The sequence below is a fragment of the Pirellulaceae bacterium genome, assembly GCA_019636385.1.
Taxonomy (GTDB): domain Bacteria; phylum Planctomycetota; class Planctomycetia; order Pirellulales; family Pirellulaceae; genus Aureliella.
The window spans coordinates 727,484-746,170 of sequence record JAHBXT010000004.1 but is presented as its reverse complement, the minus strand read 5'-3'; the positions used below and the strand labels follow the sequence as shown (position 1 = coordinate 746,170).

The 18,687-nt window shown below is 53.6% G+C and carries 11 protein-coding genes and 1 tRNA gene; 3 read left to right on the top strand and 9 right to left on the bottom strand.

Annotated elements, in window-relative coordinates; all coding sequences use genetic code 11:
- The first annotated feature begins 846 nt into the window (after positions 1-846).
- Both KF752_17365 and KF752_17360 read left to right on the top strand, forming a co-directional pair.
- Positions 847-1,611 (top strand): hypothetical protein, encoded by a 765-nt coding sequence (locus KF752_17365; protein ID MBX3423330.1) that lies wholly within the window; start codon positions 847-849, stop codon positions 1,609-1,611.
- A 54-nt stretch (positions 1,612-1,665) separates the two neighbouring features.
- A complete protein-coding gene (locus KF752_17360; protein ID MBX3423329.1) occupies positions 1,666-3,075 on the top strand; it encodes a DUF2252 domain-containing protein in 1,410 nt (469 codons plus the stop codon).
- 240 nt (positions 3,076-3,315) lie between these two features.
- Here the strand turns inward: KF752_17360 and KF752_17355 are convergent, their stop codons facing one another.
- From KF752_17355 to KF752_17320, 8 genes are all read right to left on the bottom strand, one after another.
- Positions 3,316-4,107 carry a hypothetical protein gene (locus KF752_17355; protein ID MBX3423328.1) on the bottom strand — a complete coding sequence of 264 codons (792 nt, stop codon included), beginning with the start codon at positions 4,105-4,107 and terminating at the stop codon, positions 3,316-3,318.
- 301 nt (positions 4,108-4,408) lie between these two features.
- Entirely contained in the window at positions 4,409-6,541 is a 2,133-nt protein-coding gene (locus KF752_17350) for an AAA family ATPase (GenBank protein ID MBX3423327.1), read from the bottom strand.
- A gap of 215 nt (positions 6,542-6,756) precedes the next feature.
- A complete protein-coding gene (locus KF752_17345) occupies positions 6,757-7,155 on the bottom strand; it encodes a hypothetical protein (GenBank protein ID MBX3423326.1) in 399 nt (132 codons plus the stop codon).
- Positions 7,155-7,766 (bottom strand): zinc ribbon domain-containing protein, encoded by a 612-nt coding sequence (locus tag KF752_17340; protein MBX3423325.1) that lies wholly within the window; start codon positions 7,764-7,766, stop codon positions 7,155-7,157. The genes KF752_17345 and KF752_17340 overlap by 1 nt, the downstream gene beginning before the upstream one ends.
- Positions 7,739-8,716 (bottom strand): recombinase family protein, encoded by a 978-nt coding sequence (locus tag KF752_17335; protein MBX3423324.1) that lies wholly within the window; start codon positions 8,714-8,716, stop codon positions 7,739-7,741. Before KF752_17335 ends, KF752_17340 begins: the two co-directional genes overlap by 28 nt.
- On the bottom strand, positions 8,713-9,189 hold the full coding sequence (locus KF752_17330; GenBank protein MBX3423323.1) for a DUF2924 domain-containing protein: 477 nt from the start codon (positions 9,187-9,189) through the stop codon (positions 8,713-8,715). Before KF752_17330 ends, KF752_17335 begins: the two co-directional genes overlap by 4 nt.
- Positions 9,186-9,584 (bottom strand): hypothetical protein, encoded by a 399-nt coding sequence (locus KF752_17325; protein MBX3423322.1) that lies wholly within the window; start codon positions 9,582-9,584, stop codon positions 9,186-9,188. The genes KF752_17330 and KF752_17325 overlap by 4 nt, the downstream gene beginning before the upstream one ends.
- A gap of 424 nt (positions 9,585-10,008) precedes the next feature.
- Positions 10,009-10,082 (bottom strand) — tRNA-Met (locus KF752_17320).
- 406 nt (positions 10,083-10,488) lie between these two features.
- On the opposite strand from KF752_17320, the gene KF752_17315 reads away from it, so the two are divergent.
- A complete protein-coding gene (locus tag KF752_17315) occupies positions 10,489-14,589 on the top strand; it encodes a hypothetical protein (GenBank protein ID MBX3423321.1) in 4,101 nt (1,366 codons plus the stop codon).
- A 9-nt stretch (positions 14,590-14,598) separates the two neighbouring features.
- On the opposite strand, the gene KF752_17310 is transcribed toward KF752_17315, so the two are convergent.
- On the bottom strand, positions 14,599-18,303 hold the full coding sequence (locus KF752_17310; GenBank protein MBX3423320.1) for an SEC-C domain-containing protein: 3,705 nt from the start codon (positions 18,301-18,303) through the stop codon (positions 14,599-14,601).
- Between the last annotated feature and the right edge of the window lie 384 nt (positions 18,304-18,687).

Genomic DNA, 18,687 nt, shown 5'->3' with positions numbered 1-18,687 from the left:
CAGAGTCGTTAACCCAGCGGTTTTCATAACCCAGAGACTCTGAGAGTTTTTGTCTGACATCGGCCCCCACAGAGGGGCCGTTTCGGCGGAATTCGCGCGTCGCTGTGCTGCTTCCGTTCCGGCTGCGCCTCCACTCCAGCAGCACAGCGATCCATTACCTTTCACTCAATCATTACTCTCATAACAACTGGACAGAAATTGGGGGCAGCCGACCACGGCAAAGGCCCCGAGTTCCTAAGCCACAAACCGTTTGCTAACCTGATAACTTTCCATTAACCTTTACCCAGCGAGACCATCGCCAGTTTCAACAACCACCGGGACATCCCCTTGGACGCGGCCAACAAGTCGCGAATCTTCCGGTGCGAGGTTGCATGACATTTGTAGAATCAGGAGCAACGCGATGGGTGGTGAGCATCTCTCAAAATGCGATGCGACATATTCAATCCGGAAAAAAAGCGGAGGTGACTTTCAAGCATTACCCAGGTAAAACATTTTCGGCAACCCTTGAGTCAACCATTGACATTACTCCCGCCGCCCAACTGCAAGCGAGCGGAACGGTGTCCGCTGCCCCTTCTGCGGAAATGCGAGACATGCCGTTCGGCGTTGTGCTTGTGATTGATGATCCGCGACTGGATCCTTCATACCTACCCGGTGGCTCTGAAGGTCTAGCAACGTCTACACTAACAGCGCAACATTCGCTCACATCATACGTCGGGTTGAGATGCGTATGCACAGCTGGTTGAACTATGTTATCTCGTAAGTGCTGGGGCAGTACGCTCTCATTTTTTCGCATCGATTCACGGTTTCCATCAAGTCAAATACTAAATGCACACAGAAATATTGGACGTGATTCCACTTTGGTGTTTTCTGCCGACGCTGCTAGTCGTTTGCGGGTTGGCACTAGACTCGGGTTATCGCTTAGGTCGGTGGCGACATTCGCGCGCGCCTGACGAAAAAGAAGCCCCCGTGGCGGCAATGGTAGCGTCGGTACTGGGCCTACTAGCGTTTATTTTGGCCTTTACCTTCAGTATGGCAGCGTCCCGGTTCGACGCACGCCGTCAGGCGGTTTTGCAGGAAGCCAATGCGATCGGAACAACTTATCTAAGGACTCGTCTCCTGCCCGAACCCGCAGCGGACGAAATTGCGGTGCTCCTTGTCCGTTACACGGAGCTACGAACGTATGAGATGACTCCGGAGAATATCGGCGACTTGCTCGTTGAGTCCGAGCGACTCCACGATGAAATGTGGTCCAAAGCCGTTGAGGCAGCTGGAAAAGATACGGGGTCCATCATGGCAGGATTACTAGTAGAATCGATGAATGAGACGATCGACCTGCATTCGGAACGCGTATTTGTTGGACTGTATAGCCGGATCCCTACGGTCATCTGGTTGATGCTCCTGGGACTCACCGTGCTCGGTATGATTTCAGTTGGTTATCAATCAGGGCTTACCGCAACACGCCGCTCGCCTGAAATGCTTCTTTTTCTTGTGTCGTTTTCTTGTGTTCTGTATCTCATCATCGATCTCGACCGAGCTCATGAGGGGCTCTTGCGAATCAACCAACGAGCTATAGTAGAATTGTACGAAAACATGCAGAGAACAACACGATAAGCGCCTTACCGACATCGCTGTAGTAGTTGTATGCCGTTCACCCGTTAGCTTTTTATGAAAACTAAGACCAAAGAGGACACAACAGGCTCGACAAGCCCAGTCTTTCGTTCGCGCGACGAGCGGATTGCTGCTGGCAAAGCGCTGCGAGAGAATGTTCCACATCGATGTCACGCGGATTGGAATGCATCAACGAAACGCCGCGATCCGATCGAAGTACTCAGGCAATCTAACGAGGATCGTCTGCCGGAGCTGATTCCCATACGTTACGGTCGAATGTTGCCTAGTCCCTTTACATTTCTACGTGGCTCTGCTGGGCTGATGGCGTCAGATCTGGCCGATACGCCAACGACTGGGATTCAGGTACAGGCGTGTGGAGATTGCCACCTACTCAACTTTGGTTTGTTTGCGACCCCTGAGCGAAATCTGATTTTTGATATCAACGATTTCGACGAAACGCTCCCGGCGCCGTGGGAGTGGGATATAAAGCGACTAGCGGTCAGTTTTGCGGTGGCGGCACGCGACATAAAATTCAACGACAAGCGAGCAAAGGCGGCAGCCAGTGAATGTGTCCGCGCATATCGCGAACGTTTGCGGGAGTTCTCAAAGATGAGCCCTCTGGACGTCTGGTATGATCGATTAGATGCACAGACCATCATCGACATGGCCCCTGATTCGAAGATCAGAGAAATTAGGGAAGAACTCATCGCCAAGGCTAAGCTGCGCATCGGTGATTATCTCTATCCACAGATTAGCGAAGAGGTCGCTGGACGCCGACGTCTAATCGACCAACCGCCGGCTCTGTTTCATATCAACAAAGAACTTGATTCGGAGTATGAGACGATCGTGCAGGAGGCACTAGAGGATTACCGGTCGTCGTTACCCCACGAACGCCGTGTACTTTTTGATCGCTACAGCCTTCAAGATATCGTCGTCAAAGCGGTGGGCATTGGAAGCGTGGGCACACGCTGTTTTGTCGGGCTATTTTTCTCTGCGGAAAATCAGCCTCTACTACTACAGTTCAAGCAAGCCTGTCCGTCCGTGCTAGAACCCTATGCGGGTAAGAGCCTATTTGAAAACAACGGTCAACGCGTCGTCGTAGGCCAACGTCTTATTCAGTCCGCAAGCGATATCTTCCTTGGATGGATGAGAACTCGGCGTGGCCGGGATTTCTTCGTGCGTCAATTGAGAGACATGGAAATGTCGGCTCGCATCGAAGAAGGTGCATCAGCGACACAGGCCATGTTGTACGCAGAATTGTGCGGCCGGACTTTGGCGCACGCTCATGCTAAATCAGGAGACGCGGCTTTGATCAGTGGCTACCTCGGTAAATCAGAGAGCTTCGACGAGGCCATCGGGGAGTTTGCCTTAGCGTACGCGGACCAGAATGAGAAAGATCACGCTTCATTGGTGGATGCTGTGAAAGACGGTAGTGTCCAAGCGTTAGTGGAGGACGAATCCGTTTGAAAATAGTTGGCTTCTGCCAAGTTGACAAAAATCGGTCGTTGAAGAAACACAGCATGCGCCGCGACCAAACCGCTAGGGTGGGTCCAGCGCCAATCCAATAGATTTCCATGGATGTCGTCATGGAGCTCCAGAGTTGCTCCCTGTCTTAATCGACGTCTGCCCATGGTTCGAAACAGCTGCGACGGTTCCTTGGACAGTACGCTTCGATTCGAGGGAGCCGAAATCGTATCCCTCCCAGATCTATTCATGCAATCCGTCCGTCGCGTGATCTTTTATTTGCTCGCTGAACAAACGACAGTAGAACCGCCGTTCGCTGACCAGATCAGCACGAATACGCAGTTCACCAGTCTCAAGGTTGTAGACAACCAGGTCGTAGCCAACCGGACGACGGATGTCGGGTCGGCACTTATCGTTGTCCATGACCTCATCGCGTTTGAGTGAGCCTCCGAATCGAATCAGAAATGCCACTTCGTTACCGAACTCGTACATCCAAACCGCCGCGCCACCACCTCGTTGCCGATTGCGGTTGAATTGGTTGGTGCGTTCTTCAATCCTCTTCAGCACTCCTTCAGCCGGCATTTCAAACAACGGCGCTTCGAGTGTGCGATTCATGAAACAATAGAACGACTGAAAACGAAGTACGATGCGTTCGCAGTTTGCGCGACGCAACTGGTCCGGATCGTTCAACCAGATCAGCAGAGCGAGGTCGGCCGGAGTGAGATCGCCTTCAGGCAATTCGATACCGGTCTTAGAAGCAACCAACAAAAGGGCTTCCATTCCCTGGTCGTTGGAAACCTCGCTGATGTGAAACAGTGCCTCGATCATGTCGGCCGGCGTCGAACCATCGTGTGCGTTGAAGATGCCGATCAGTCGCTGCAAGTGAGCGTCTGTGAATTCTGCAGTCTCAGGGATCGAGAATCCTTGGCTGCGTAAGTAGTTGTCGAATCGCAAAAGAAATGTTCGGAAGCGATTAGGTTCGATCGATCGCAGAACTGCGATGTCGTTGAAATGGGGAAGATGAAAACTGGGCATAAAACACCTGATACAAAATGCGGCTCATTGTGTGCGTCCGTGAAGTCAGACCTGCCGCCAGCGATTGCTAGCTATTTTTCCTTTTGGCCCTATATCAGACGGTAGGCAAGTGACACCTTTGGTCAAAAGCCTCCGGAAAATCGGAAAAATCTACGCAATCGAAAAAGAAGTCAACAGATCGGATTTATCGATCGGACTAGCGATCTTGTCCATCATCTAATGCTGAGGCCAGAAGCATGTTCTTTTTTGCTTTGCACGACAAACACCATACCTGTGAGCAATTGTACAGCTATCAGCTAGCTCAACTCGACAGACCGTCATCTTTGAGAGTGTTGCCGTTATCCCTTTCGCTACAGTTATTCGCTTCGGAATCAATGGAACTGATTGTAAATGAAGTGGTCGCTAGTTGCGAATGATCCGGCAATTCAACTGCAGACGCCCCAATCTCGATAGCCGTTTCGCCAAACTCAAATGTTGGCGAGATTGTTATGTTTGTATCCATTGAATTACAGGTTTCTGTTGGTAAGGGCGTTTCGGACTGGACACTTACACCCAATAGATTTATTAAACGTTCAAATAGCATCTTGAAATTAACGAACTCCACCACGTTCAAGTTCTTCACAGTCTCGGCGAACGCAGTTTTCCTGTTTTTCGTAATACGAAATACTGCCGAGTCCGCAACAACAGGATCGCCTTTCATGCCGAATTGATCGAGCACTGAATCAGAATAGTAGTGTTCCATCGCCAAGAAGCAGGAGGAGATAGCAGTAGAAACAAAATTCCTTCGCTCTGTGGGCACAGGCAATAGCAGGGCCTGCACCGGTTGCCTTGTATGCTTCAAGTGAGTCAAGTCTGCGCCATCGCCAAAGTCATCTTTCTTCAAACTATTAAACTGCTCGGAGCCCTCTGTGTCATGGTCGAATAGACCAATAACGTTTCGCTCTACATGTAGGCAACAGGCGTGTAACATCGTCCTCAGCATTTTTGCTCCACCTCTATCGGCAGACGGAGGTCCGAACTCTCCACACGACAAAACGTCAAATGGTAATGGTTGTTCGCCGTAAAGCTTACGCCAAGCAACCTCAAGGTGAGTCACGTCAGTTTTTCCCTCTGTAATCACGACTGGTCTGGTTGCTTGCTGTATACGCTGAAGCACCTGCCGGTCATACGCACTAGTTTGACTAAACGCAGCGAGCGCGTGATTGAACTCACTGAACTCTTCGGTTTCGATTTGCTTGCCAGAAGGCATCTCTCGTACATGGAAGCCATCGTCTCCAAACACGCTTCGCATCCCCATAACAAGCAATGGAGAGTGTGCGGTAAGTATGAACTGAACCTTAGGGAATAACTTGATTAGCTCTGGAAGGACACGGTATTGGAGGTCAACGTGTAGGTGCAAGTCACCCTCATCGAAAATTACGATTCCTCTGATATCAGAAATATCGTCGAAAGGCGCGCCCGCCAAGTCAAAATCGCGGATCACATTGGTAAAGGCGCAAAACAGAGCTGCTTGGCCTGCAGAGAGACCAAGTAAACTGGGTATTGTCTCAGGCTTTCCGGAACGAACGTAATCGATAGAAATAATTCCCAGGTTACGATGCGAAAGTCGGAACTGGACCGCGTCGTTGTCGGCTCCAAGAATGCGGGCGAGTACTTTACTGACAAAGTCAATAATCCTACCGTCTTTGCTGACTGGCTCACTCATCGGCGCTGTGACGAAGCCAACTCCTGGTACAAACGTGACCGGCTTTGGATAATTATGTTCATGCAGCAGTTTGTCGAGAGCCACAGCCTTAATCCATTCCAATGTTGGCTTGAGTAAGGCTCTTGAAAAAATCTTACGAGGTGTTTGTCCCTCGAACTTGGTGGGTTCTGGAAAGTGCAGATCTTGCGCAAGTGATTGTTCGTTTAGCCAGTCAGGTAGTTCGAAGCGGTCTGACGGGAAAAAGAGGACCACGTTTTGTTCGAACATTTTTTGAATAGGCCGCGATAGTGTGCGTTGGATTGGATGAGCAGGCTGGGGAGTCAGTGCGAAGTGATTGAATTGGTCCTCCGGTATATTTTTCCAACTCTCGTCAACAGGGAGTGGGCTTACCTGGACCTCAAATTCCTTCCTTGGGCGATTCAGGGTCCATTCATCAAGCGAGAGGCCTCCTTCGAATTGGAGCTTTGCGTGATACCAGCAAGCACCATTGCGGATGAACTGAGCAGAACGCACTCGGTACACCTTATGAAGCTCTACTTCTGCGTGTTCATAGCCTTGTTGCTTGAAGCCAATTAGTGCGTTGACAATGAATGAAAGAAGCGTGGATTTTCCACTGCCGTTGGGGCCGACCAGAATAAGCGGCTTTGGTAGAACACCGTTGAATGGAAGGTCGAAGCTCAAGTGCTGAATTGGACCAGCATTTTCTATCACAACTTGTTTGAGGTACATCGTGAACTCTTCTGTGATCTTCGTAACCATCATGCCACAATTACTTAACAGGGTAAATCTCGCCAGTAATCCGTCGCTCGATTTTATCAACTAGCAAAGAGTAACAGTAGTTGAGATGGAACCGAACAACACGACTAGGCGGGCAGTCGAATGGCAATCCTGCTTTCGCATTTTGTTCCTAGGGGATTGAATGGTGGAATGATCTGACGAAAAGATTAATGTATCTCGATCAAACAACTAATTGCCATCTCTTTCCAAATTTTTCTCTGCTTGTCCCAATCATCGATCTTGGTAATTTTGCGGAGAGACTTTTCGGAGATCTCTGGCTTGCCTTCAGACAGGCGGGGCAAGAAGAGGAGCGTCTCTTGGATTTCAGGCGCTAGCATCGTCAAGCTGAGGATTTGTGAGATGCGTGGTTGGCTGACGTTGCCGATGGTGGCGAGGTGTTCGAGGTCGCGAACCTTGCCGGTTCGTAGCAGTTCGTCACAGCGAATTGCGAGGGCCATCAAGCGCGTGATCCGTGGCAACCGGCCCGGCAGTTCTGGTTCTTCGCACTGTTGACGTTCCTCCCGCGTGGTGCAGTTGAGGACGAGCTTCTTCTTAACGGTGTTCATTAAGCAGCCTCTTCGTCATTCTGGATTAGTGCAGAGATTGCGGTTGGATGATACGAAATCGATAGGGCTCCCTCGAATCGATCGTATTGAACTCGCGAGACCAGCAACTCCATCAGTTGAACGCGCTCTTTCGGGCGAAGGATAGCCCAGAGTCGATCGAAGTCGCTTACCGCTTCTTCAACGTCACTCCGACCGAAACGACATTGCTTCAAATGCTCGAAGTCTTTTTCAACCTCAGCTATCCGGGCTTGCGTCTTGGCGAGCCGCGTTTTTAGATCTTGGCGTCTCGCGTCGTTGAGATCGCCAGTTTCGCCTTCCGTGGCTATACGTTTTAGTTCGGCTTCATCCCGTGAGCGTTGACTGGTTAGTTGGCGCAATTGCAAGTCGTGCCGCTGTTGATGCTGCTGTAGAAGTTGCTCCGATTGTTCAAAAACGGCTCGTCGCACGCCCTCGTCGTCGACGATGCATTTCAGTGATTCGACGACAGCTGCCTCAATCGCCGGCGCGGGGATCGAACCCGTGCGACACTGGCTGTGCCCACGTTTGATGGCGGTTTGGCAAACATAGTAGCGATAGACTTTGCTTATCTTCTTGGTAGGGCAGTGCACCATGGCGTATCCACAGGTGGGCAATGAAGCAGACCCTTCAGCAACGCATTGTGGCGATTGACTAAACGATTACCGTTACCACGTCCGTGCTCTTTCAATTGAGTTTGCACTCTATCGAATACGCTCCGATCGATGATCGGCTCGTGCTGGCCATCGTAGATCTGGTCCTTGTGCCTGATCTTGCCAGCGTAAATGACGTTGGTTAGCAACGCGTGCAGCGAACACTTGTCGAATGGTCGACCGCCTTTGTAACGGCCTTTGCGAGTCAGCCAGGTCTTGTTGGCCCAGCCAAGCTGATCTAGTTTCTGGACCACCGGTAACAGCGACTGCAGACTTAGGTACGAATCAAAGATTTCTCGCACCATCTCCGCTTCTTGTGCGTTGACGACCAGTTTCGGGCTAGTCGAAGAGCGATCGACGTCGTAGCCGAGCACTTGTTGTCCACCGCACCACAAACCCTTCTGACGCTGAGCGGCGATCTTGTCGCTAATGCGTTCGCTGATGATTTCACGCTCGAACTGTGCGAACGACAGCAGAATATTCAGCGTCAATCGCCCCATCGAATTGGTCGTGTTGAACTGCTGAGTCACAGAGACAAAGGAAACTCCGGAGGCATCGAATGCTTTCATGGTTTGGGCGAAGTCGAATAGCGAGCGACTTAGTCGGTCGACCTTGTAAACAATGACACAGTCGATTTCTCCCGCCTCGATATCCTTCATCAACTCGTTGTAGGCCGGTCGATCTAGGTTGCCACCAGAGAACCCTCCGTCGTCATAGCGCTTGGGCAGGCAGACCCAGCCTTCGGACTTCTGGCTAGCGATGAATGACTCGGCCGCGTCTCGTTGAGCGTCAAGCGAGTTAAATTCGAGGTCCAGCCGCTCCTCGGTGGATTTGCGAGTGTAGATCGCACAACGGATGCGACTTCTATCTTCTTCTTGTTTCTTGCGATTCATTTGGATTGTCCTAGTTTGAAGAAATGGAAACCGTTGCAGTGCGATCCGGTGATGGCACGTGCGACTGCGGTCAGCGACTTGTAGCGTTCGCCCTCGAACTCAAAGCCATCGGTCATGACCATCACGATCAGAAGTTTGCCTTTGTAGTGACGCTCGATCACTTGGCCCGGAGGTGGGATGCGTTGGTCCCAATCTGCCGGAATGGACGCCGGGACTTCTTTCTTGGACTTGCGAGCATTGGGTGGTGTAACCCGAAGCAGCGATTCGCCGGCAATGACCGTGGCTCGCAGAATGGCACGTTCGCTCAAGCCGCCTTCGTCGTCGGCCTGCATCTTCCAAGCAACTCGGCGGTAGACATAGCGCCGGTTCCTCGATCGGCATTTCTCGCCGAACAGCTTTTCGTACTTGGCTGCAAGCTGGCCGATGGATAGCTCGGACAACTCCGCCAGCTTGATTTTCGTATCAGGACTCATCGTCGTCCCCCTTGTCGCGCTGCATCGTTGCGTCGCTTACTGGTGTGGCTGGCTCTTGAGATGCGATCACCTGTTGCTCGACCAGCTTGTTCGCGTGTCGCCAGATCGCTTCGACGATCAAGGCTGCGATCTTTGTTTGTTGCTCCTCGCACATGGTTGTTTGGATTTATCTCTGAGTCTGAACTGGTCTCTTCGAGGCCCGTTGCCTCGTCGTTTTGACCAGTCACAGAGAGCGAGGAAACCGGACTAAACTCAAGCCGTTTGGGTAGAGAGTCCGAGACGATTTCCGAGATTTCTGACGATTGTTCTTTTTCGCGTTTCCATCGCAGCACCGCTCGTCCCAACAGTGCTGCCACCCGCGTTACTTGCTCCACCGGCGAGATCATCTCAGCCATATAACCTCCTGAGGCATGTTTAAGCACATTCAACCTACCGAACCGGACCAAACCGCTTCTCAGGGATATCTATGCAATTTGTCCCGACGACGTCCCACAGAATGATTTTTTGCAGGCCAAAACGGCATTTTTGGGGTGGTCTCTGGAGAGTCTCTCGGCCTGGGAAAATCACATAAGCCGAAGGTCATTTAGACAAGAGAGTCGTGAGATTCGGGGGTACAAGCTGTCGCCGCGGTGGGCGGAGTCGACCGATAGAGAGTCTCTACTTGGAGACCCAGAGATCCACGTCAGATAGGGGCAAAGGGCGTTTGACTTTGTAAAAACCACGCGGAAAAACGAAAAAAGCCGGCGACAGTGGATTACACCATCGCCGGCTTAAATACTTAACCCGGAGGTCAAACAAAGTTTGACAGGGTTGGTAGAGTTGCGGGAGCCGGATTTGAACCGACGACCTCGAGGTTATGAGCCTCGCGAGCTACCGGGCTGCTCCATCCCGCGTGATAAATGTTAGCTTTGGTTCTGCGCTCGTCTAGGCCAAATATGGTCGATCATCCGCCATTTTCACTGGGTTTGGGGGTTTTACGGGCGGCTTCGGGGCCATCGGGTCGCTGGAACTGCAGAGGGTAGGGGACGGAGAAATCCGCCTGTGTCGCAAGTAGCAAGATCTGGCGGACATAGCTACCAAGCAGCCGACGGGGCGCGGGGAGGTGGTTGCTGTGAAGGGCGGGCAGGTCCCTAGACCCTTTGGGCGAATGGCTTTACGATTCTGTAACCATTTGAACCCCAGTGCGGTAGTCAATCCAAGGCTGGGGGGAATGTACGACGCGCAGTCTATGGCTGAATGTTTAGGACGATATGCATCCAGCAACCGAATTGAATCAATTGTCTGCCCAGGGATTTGCACGTGGGGAAGTTTAGAAGCGACACTCAGCGCGGCGAAGATTTGACGCAATTGCTGGGGTACATGAACTTCTCCTCCAGCACCATGGACGCTGCCCTGCTGTCGGCTTGCAACCGAATCTATGCCGATGCGCTGCCCGGTAATCCGTACGCGGGAATGCCAGCCTGGCTGAAGGTTCAGCAGTGGTTGCAGGATGCCTTGGCAACGCTGGCCGAGTCGCAGTCAGCTTTCAACGATCATTCCCAAGCCGCCAGCGTTTTGGAGTTGGTGTGGTTGAGATTGCTGCCAGATTACCTGGATTTCCACCGCGATCTGCTGTTCCACCAAGAGGCCGAAGGCGTTTTCAATGGCTTCTTCATAGGTAAGGCTATCGAGGCGATCGTGCTGCAGGGTAGTCCCTGGGATGAGCAGGAACGGATTATCCAGGGAGCTATTGCGCATCTGAACGATTTCGTAGGCTATCGACCGGTGGCCGTCTTGGAAGGCCGACGTCTGGAGCCGTATGACCACGAGTGGGTCCGGCCCATTCCCTTGTATATCGCCGGTGCTGGCGCGACGGCTGGCCCCTACCACGCGGTGATATCCGAGTGTTTGAGAATTCTTCAAGAGACGCCAGAAGAGATCCTCCGTCAGGCTAGCTTTCAGCTCGGCAATTTGGACGAGCTGGCGCTTGACTCGCGAGCCTATGACTTCGACCATCCGGTGAATCAACGCCCCAACTACCACTTCGGCCAGTGGGATCCGCATTGCATCGACAATGCCGGCAATTACCGGCGATTCGTGATCCAGCAGGTGACGCTGGACGCCCTGTTGGCTCGCACCCTGGACCAGCACATTGGTCCGCCCGACCAATTGCTCTTCGAGGCGGCGTCGGTGTTGGCCGGCACGATCCTGATGGCTTCAGGTATATCCGGATCAGGCCCTGGTGCCTTCCAGTCCACGACCACACTGGCCAGTCTGCTGGGACCAATCGCTCAGTATCGAGATCAATTCTACGAGTGTTTGTTGAGCAAAGTCACGGGCATTCACCGCCAGCGGCTGGAGGAGGAACAGCGCATACGGCGACAACCGTTGGGCGGCGCGCGGCAGCACCTCAATACTTACTTGGCAAAACATCGCGCCAGCCAATTGGAACACGTCCATTTGGCGCGATTGTTTGCGCGCATGGGCAACGCGCTGGCGGCGCGCGAGCAATCCGAATTCGTACAAGTTCCTTCGGCGCGCATCGTATCGCATATCGACTGCCTGATCACCGGCGCTGACCTGAACTTAAAAAATCGGCAGCTAGACGAAGCGGTGGCGGTGCTCCCGGAGATCATGGATTGGATTCACCGGGGCATCGAGTGTGGAGCCATCGTTGATCCCTGGAATATCCTCGGGTTTGCAGGGAATTTTGCGCGTTTTGATGGGCCCGATTCGGCTGTTCACGACCATCGCGTTGAGGATGTCGTGCATCTGATGGAAACGGTGCTCGCGTTGCAGTCGCGGTTGTGGCGTGAGTCGGCAGCCTCGGGGCGCGAGGACTTGTGCCAGCAGGTCGAGTCGCGGCTGCGCAGCACCGTAAAATGGTGGCGGCAGTTTGCGGCCCATGAAGTTGCCGAATTGGAAGCCACCGATCCCCACGACACCTTGCAATCGGCAATCCTGGTGGCCAAGGCGCTGCACCTGTGGCATGCTGGGGGCGCTAGTGCCGGCGACCTGCGCTTCTGGACCCCGCACTTGGAACTGTTCGATTCCCCCAAGGCTTATGCGCTGGTGATTGAATCGTTGCTGGACCGCCAGGACTTTGTGGCTTCCAAAGCGCTGCTCATTCACTGGCTTGGTCAAGCGGATCGCATTGGGCTGCAGAAGGGCGAAGCTTCATTTTCCGAGTTGGCGCGACGCTGGATGCAATGCCTGGAGCGTGCCCTGGACGATCAACAACAGACACAACTCAATTGGAGCGTGGCTCAGAAATTCTTTGACTATTTGGAAGCCAATGCTGAGCAATATTGGAAGCCTCCCAGCTTTGCGTTGGCAGAGGACGTCAAGAAGGCGAGTTCGCTGAGCGCTGACGATCTGAGCGATGAAATAGAAGAGGAGGACGACGATTCGACGGGGTTGTACCAAGCAGCCTACGAAGATGTCGTCTACAACGACTCAACGGACGATGGCATCGATAGCCATGTACCGGAAGAGCAGGGTAGCGATTCAGACACGGCGACCGAGCTGCTGGAAGAATCCAATCGGTTGAGCCGGCATTTAACGTTCCTGTCGGCCGTGGCTCAGATGTGGAAAGGAGCGGCGCTCAGTCGGCACTTGCGGCGTGAGTTGATGGGCCGGTGCGCCGAGCGGGCTTTGCGTCTGCCGGCGATGGAGTCTTGGGCATCTCAAGCGGCAGAGAATCGCCAGGGTCTGCTGAATTTGATGAAGAGCGTGGCCAGCTATCGGATTGGCGACTCCGGCACAACGCCCGACGCCATGACCCGCTACGACCGCACGCGATTGATCAAAGAGTCCTTGTTGGATCAAATCATCTCTACCGCAGTTGAAACGGCCGATGCGCGCCGCTTACTGCTGGCGAATCTACATGGCTGCAGCGACGACAGTCCCAGCGTCGTGGAGCAAATGACCAGTTTGTCCGATGATGATCGGCTGGCCGTGGAGACGATGGGTGGGTTGCTGTACGGTAATCGCGAACGCATTGAGCAGACGTTTTCGCGATTGTTAGTAGCGCTGCGGACCAAGAATTTGTTGTACATACCGCTGGCGCGAGGCGGCGAGCCGGCATCGATCTTCCAAGTGCGCCTGCGGCGCCGCATGTTGTCGCATCTGCTGTCTTGGTTGCCACGACAAGGCTTTTTTTATCAGACCTGTCACTTGATCGAGACGGCGCGTTTCATGGAGCATCATAATCCGATCGGTCCCGGCGCGGTCACCGAGTTTGACGACATGTTCAAACTGGGCTTCGTGTCGGTGATCCGCGCCATCGTCCAAAACTTTTTGAATGGTCGGCCAGCAACAATTACGTCCGCCACGACGCGCAAGCGGAAGTCGTCGTTGGTGGCCGTCAATCTGGACGCACACGACGGTGAGAATTTGGCGGACCTCGAACCCACCAGCGACGCGATGATTGCGGTACTGGAAACAGCTACCGAAGTCCTGTTAACCAGTTGGCTGGCTCACAGCCGCACCTTGCGGTTGAGCGTGTTGGAGACCGTCGATAATGCCCGTAAGTGGGCCAAGTTGGTCGAATTCATCCAAAAGTATGGTGGCCCGATATTCTCCCAAAGTTTCTTGCGCTTGGGCAACGTGCGTGCCATCCTGCACCAGGGAGTGGCTCGCTGGATAGATCAATTGCAACAGGAAAACAACAGTCCTGAGTTTGAAGATTTGTTGAATGATCTGTTCAGTGGCCAGGTGGAGCGTGCCGAAGCAGAAAAACTGTTGAGTGTGGTCTTGGAAGCGATCATCGATCATTACAGCGAATATCGCGACTACAACAGTACTACGACGCAATCGGATCGTGGCGAGATGTTGTATATGTTGTTGGATTTCTTGCGTCTGCGCGTGCGTTACGATCGCGTAAGTTGGAATCTAAAACCCATCTATTGGACGCACGAAGTTTTGGTGCGTGCCGGATGTCATCAAGCCGCTCAGCAGTGGCGGCGGGCGTTGGCCGAACGCATCAGTCGCGAAAGCGAAATCTACATTGAGCAACTGACGGAGTTGCAGGCCAAGTACGCTATGCGCATGCCTACCGTAGCCGATCGACTGCACGAACGATTTACGCGCCCGATGACGGTTGATCGCATGCGAGCCCTGGTGGGCCCGGCCATTCGCCAATATCGCCAGCAAGGCATTGAATCACCGCTGTTTGAGCTGCTGATCGAAGAGTGCAAATTGATGATGGAGCAGCCTACCGGCGTTGGCCTGGATGTGCCGCAATGGCTGTCCGCCTTGGAAGCCGAGGTCGAAGCGGTCCTGGAGGGCGAGCGAGGCTATTCGACGCAACCGCGCTACGACAGCTTGGTCGATTTTCAAACCATCCCCATCCAGCAGATTGGTGAACAGTTATCGGCTGCGGGCAAAGCGATGCAGAACTTTAACTTACCGGCGGAATAATTGCTCGATTTAGCGGCGACCGCAGCAGGTCTTGTACTTCTTGCCGCTGCCGCATGGACAGGGATCGTTGCGACCAACTTTTTGGCCGACGTTGCGAATGGGTTCTGGACGTCGCGTCGTATCTGTTCCGGCGCGATCGGCAGCCGCCAAGTCAGCCAGTTGGCGGCTGTCGGCAGGTGCAGCAGCGATGGGTGACGGGGCTGAGTCATGCCGCGCCACAGTCTCCGGCATGGTGCTGGCAATAAAGTTTTCGTCCAAGCCTTCCATTCGAAAGATCAGGTCGGTCATGCGCTCGCCAATGGCAAACCACATGTCGCCATACATCCGCATGCCCTCGCGCTTGTATTCGACTTTGGGGTCCATCTGCGCGTAACTCTTTAGGCTAATGGCGCTCCGCAAATGGTCCATGGCCAACAAGTGATCTTTCCACGAACTATCGACGATTTGCAGCAGCACCTGCCGCTCCATCCGACGAATCTCGGGATAGAAGCGATCGTCAACAGCTTGCATGACCGCCCGAGTTAGGGCGGCTTCATCCATTTCAGCCAGCTTGTCAGAATCCAGGCGGCAGTTCAGTCGCTGGTCCATCCAAGTTTGGAAGGCTTCGATAGCTCCGTTGTTGCCAGCCGCATACTTGACCGACGTATTGGGCTCGGCGTCGCCAAACAGTTCGCGAACTTGAGCCAGCGCCTCCTCTGTAGTGCCTTCGGCAGCTTGACAGCTTCGCTGACTATAGACCACCAGCCGATCACTCAGTTCATTCAGCGAATTAACCGCAAAGTCCTGTTCGGTAATCGAACGATCAAAGCGCTCTTGAACCCAGGATAGCACGGCAGGACGGTTGATTTCATACGACGTTTCCGACGTTCGCCGACCGAATCGAGTCAAGCCAGCCAGTACCGGATACTGAGACTCTTTCGTGCGATAGGCGGCCTCAGCAGATTTGATCAGTTCATCTGCGATGTCAGCAGGCTCGCGCAACCGCAATTCTTCGATTTCCAGCTCGATACCAAACTTCACTTTCATCCAATTGATCAGCATGCGCAGGCCGTAATCGCCATGCAGCAAACCGGTACCTTCACTGAGGTCGATCGCGGCCAGTCGCTCCTTCACGCGATTGAGCAAATGTTCGTCAATCTCGTCGCGAGGAATCTTTTTGAGGTCATTGAGGCTGTAGTTGGTTCCGTAGCGCGTGTTCAACCATTTGGCCAGCGCCCCCCAGTTCCAATCTTCCTGTGGTTCTTCGCTGGGCAGATTCTCTTCTACAGCGTCCAGGATCTGAGTTTCGGCGGCCCGCTCGGCGGCATCCGTGGCGTACACCGCAGCGGTGCCGGGATCGACGTTGCGAAAGTCGCGCGCGTCCAGTTCACAAGACAGCAACTTGCTGGCCCACTTGGTATACGATTCGGCTCCGAACGTCGGACTGGTGTAAACCCGAACGTAGTGGTCGATCTGCTGTCGGATTTGATTCAGCACTAGGTGGCGGCAACTGACGCCATCCAGGATCTCTTGGCGATACGCGTAGACTCGCTTGCGCTGCTGGTCCATGACTTCGTCGTATTCCAGCAGATTTTTGCGAATCTCGAAGTTGCGCTCTTCTACTTTCTTTTGGGCTGCGGTGATGCGGCGGCTAACGAAGCTGCTCTCGATCGGCTCGCCTTCGCCCATGCCCAGCTTGCTCATCATGTTCCGGACGAAGTCACCAGCAAAGATGCGCATCAAGTCATCTTCAAGCGACAAGTAGAAGCGGCTGCTGCCGGGATCTCCTTGGCGACCGCAGCGTCCGCGCAATTGCAAGTCGATGCGCCGCGACTCGTGCCGTTCGGTGCCGATGACGTACAAACCGCCGATCTTACGCACCTGCTCGCCCGCCGCTTTCATATTTTCGCGCTGTTCGATTTCGTGAACCAGAGCCTCCCACTCATCGCGAGGCACGTCCAGCCGCGTCGGATATTTGTGTTGCAATTGTGCCCAGGCCATCGTTTCCGGATTGCCACCCAAGATGATGTCGGTACCGCGGCCCGCCATGTTAGTGGCGATGGTCACGCCGCCCAGTCGCCCGGCTTGGGCCACAATTTCAGCTTCGCGCCCGTGATGCTTGGCGTTGAGCACTTGATGGGGGATACCGCGCATTTCCAGGAGTCGGCTCAGATGCTCGCTCTTCTCAATCGAAACGGTACCGATCAAAATCGGTCGCCCGCGTGGAATTCGTTCCTCAATCTCACTGTGACCAACTATGGACTCTTCGCGGTTTTTGGTTTTGACAGTCACCTCCGTGTCGGTTTCTTTGACGATGTGTCCGATCAGTTGCTGACCGTTTTTCAGCACCAGCGTGTCGTATTTGGAGGTCCGCTCGACGTCGTCGGCCACCGCATGAAACTTTTCTTTTTCAGTCAGGAAGATCACGTCGGCATGTTCGATTCTTTGCAATTCACGATTGGTGGGAATGGCGATCACGTCCAGCTTGTAAATCTTCCAGAACTCGTTAGCCTCGGTCATGGCGGTACCCGTCATGCCCGCGACCTTCTTGTAGAGCTTGAAGAAATTCTGCAGCGTGATGGTCGCCAGCGTCTGGGTCTCTTCTTTGATCTTGACCTTCTCTTTGGCTTCGACTGCCTGATGCAATCCGTCGCTCCACTGACGCCCCTCCATCAGCCGCCCGGTGAATTCGTCGACGATGATTACCGTTCCATCTTTGACGACGTAGTTGACGTCCAGCTTGTATAGATAGTGCGCCTTGAGTGCATTGTCGATCAGGTGCGGCCACTCCATGTTGCCTGCAGTGTAGAAACTCTCCACACCCGCCAGTCGCTCGGCCGTTCGGACTCCTTCGTCGGTCAGATTGACGTTGTGATCCTTCTCGTTGACGACAAAATGCGTATCCTTGGACAACTGTCGAGCCACTCGATCGGCCTCGGCGTATTTGCCGATATCCATGTGCGCCGGACCAGAAATAATCAGCGGCGTCCGGGCTTCGTCGATTAGGATGTTGTCCACTTCGTCCACAATGGCGTAGCTGAGCGGCCCCTGGACTTGTTGCAAGTGGGAAGGAAAGCGATTGTCACCACGCGCAGCTAAGCGCATGTTATCGCGCAGATAGTCAAAGCCTAATTCGTTGTTGGTGGCATAGGTAATGTCCTTGGCATACGCGGCTTGCCGTTCGTCATTCGACATGCCGCTTTGGATAGCACCGACCGTTAAGCCTAAGCCCATGTATAGCGGGGCCATCCATTCCATGTCACGCCGTGCCAAGTAGTCGTTCACAGTCACTACGTGGCAGCCTTGTCCGGCCAACGCGTTCAGGTAGCTGGGCAGCGTAGCTACCAGCGTCTTGCCTTCGCCAGTGACCATTTCGGCGATCATGCCATGGTGCAGAACGATGCCGCCGACCAATTGCACATCGTAATGGCGCATGTTCAAAAACCGGCGCCCACCTTCGCGACAGACCGCAAAGGCCTCAACCAAAACATCGTCCAGCGTTTGACCATCGCGCAGCCGTTGTTTGAACTGTTCGGTCAATTCACGAAGCTGCCCATCAGTCAGCTTCTTCAGCCCGTCCTCCAGCGCGTTGATGCGCTGAACGATCGACTCAAACCGCTTGACTTGCCGGGCGTTGGACGAACCAAACAGGCTGGTAACGCTTCGTTCGATGCCTTGGAGCGCGCTGGAAAAAAAGGTTCCAGTGCCCTCCCAAAGGCGTTCCAAAAGATCCATAGCCGATGATACTTTGCGAAGTTGAGATATATGATTAACGGAAAACGGCTGCCGTAGTTGTCCCCAGTCATTAAACGTCATTGTACGGCTGATACCGCTAGTGCCGAGTGGCATTATCAGTTCCAGCACACGATGGCAGCCGAGTGCCTAAGTCTTTAGTCTTCCAGAGGATAAATTCCCCATTGCCCCTGACAACCGCCAAGCGTGCCGATAGATTAGGCGATTCCCTGCGGCTGGTCAATCGCGAACCTTTGACTGTAAAATGCCTGCCTCGCGGGACTTAGAGCTGCTTTGGCCAGCCGCTTTCTGTCCGCCGAGACGGCCGGACACTTGGTAGGTTAGCCGGTCTTGAAGTCGCGTATTAGGCCAGTGGCCACAGTAACA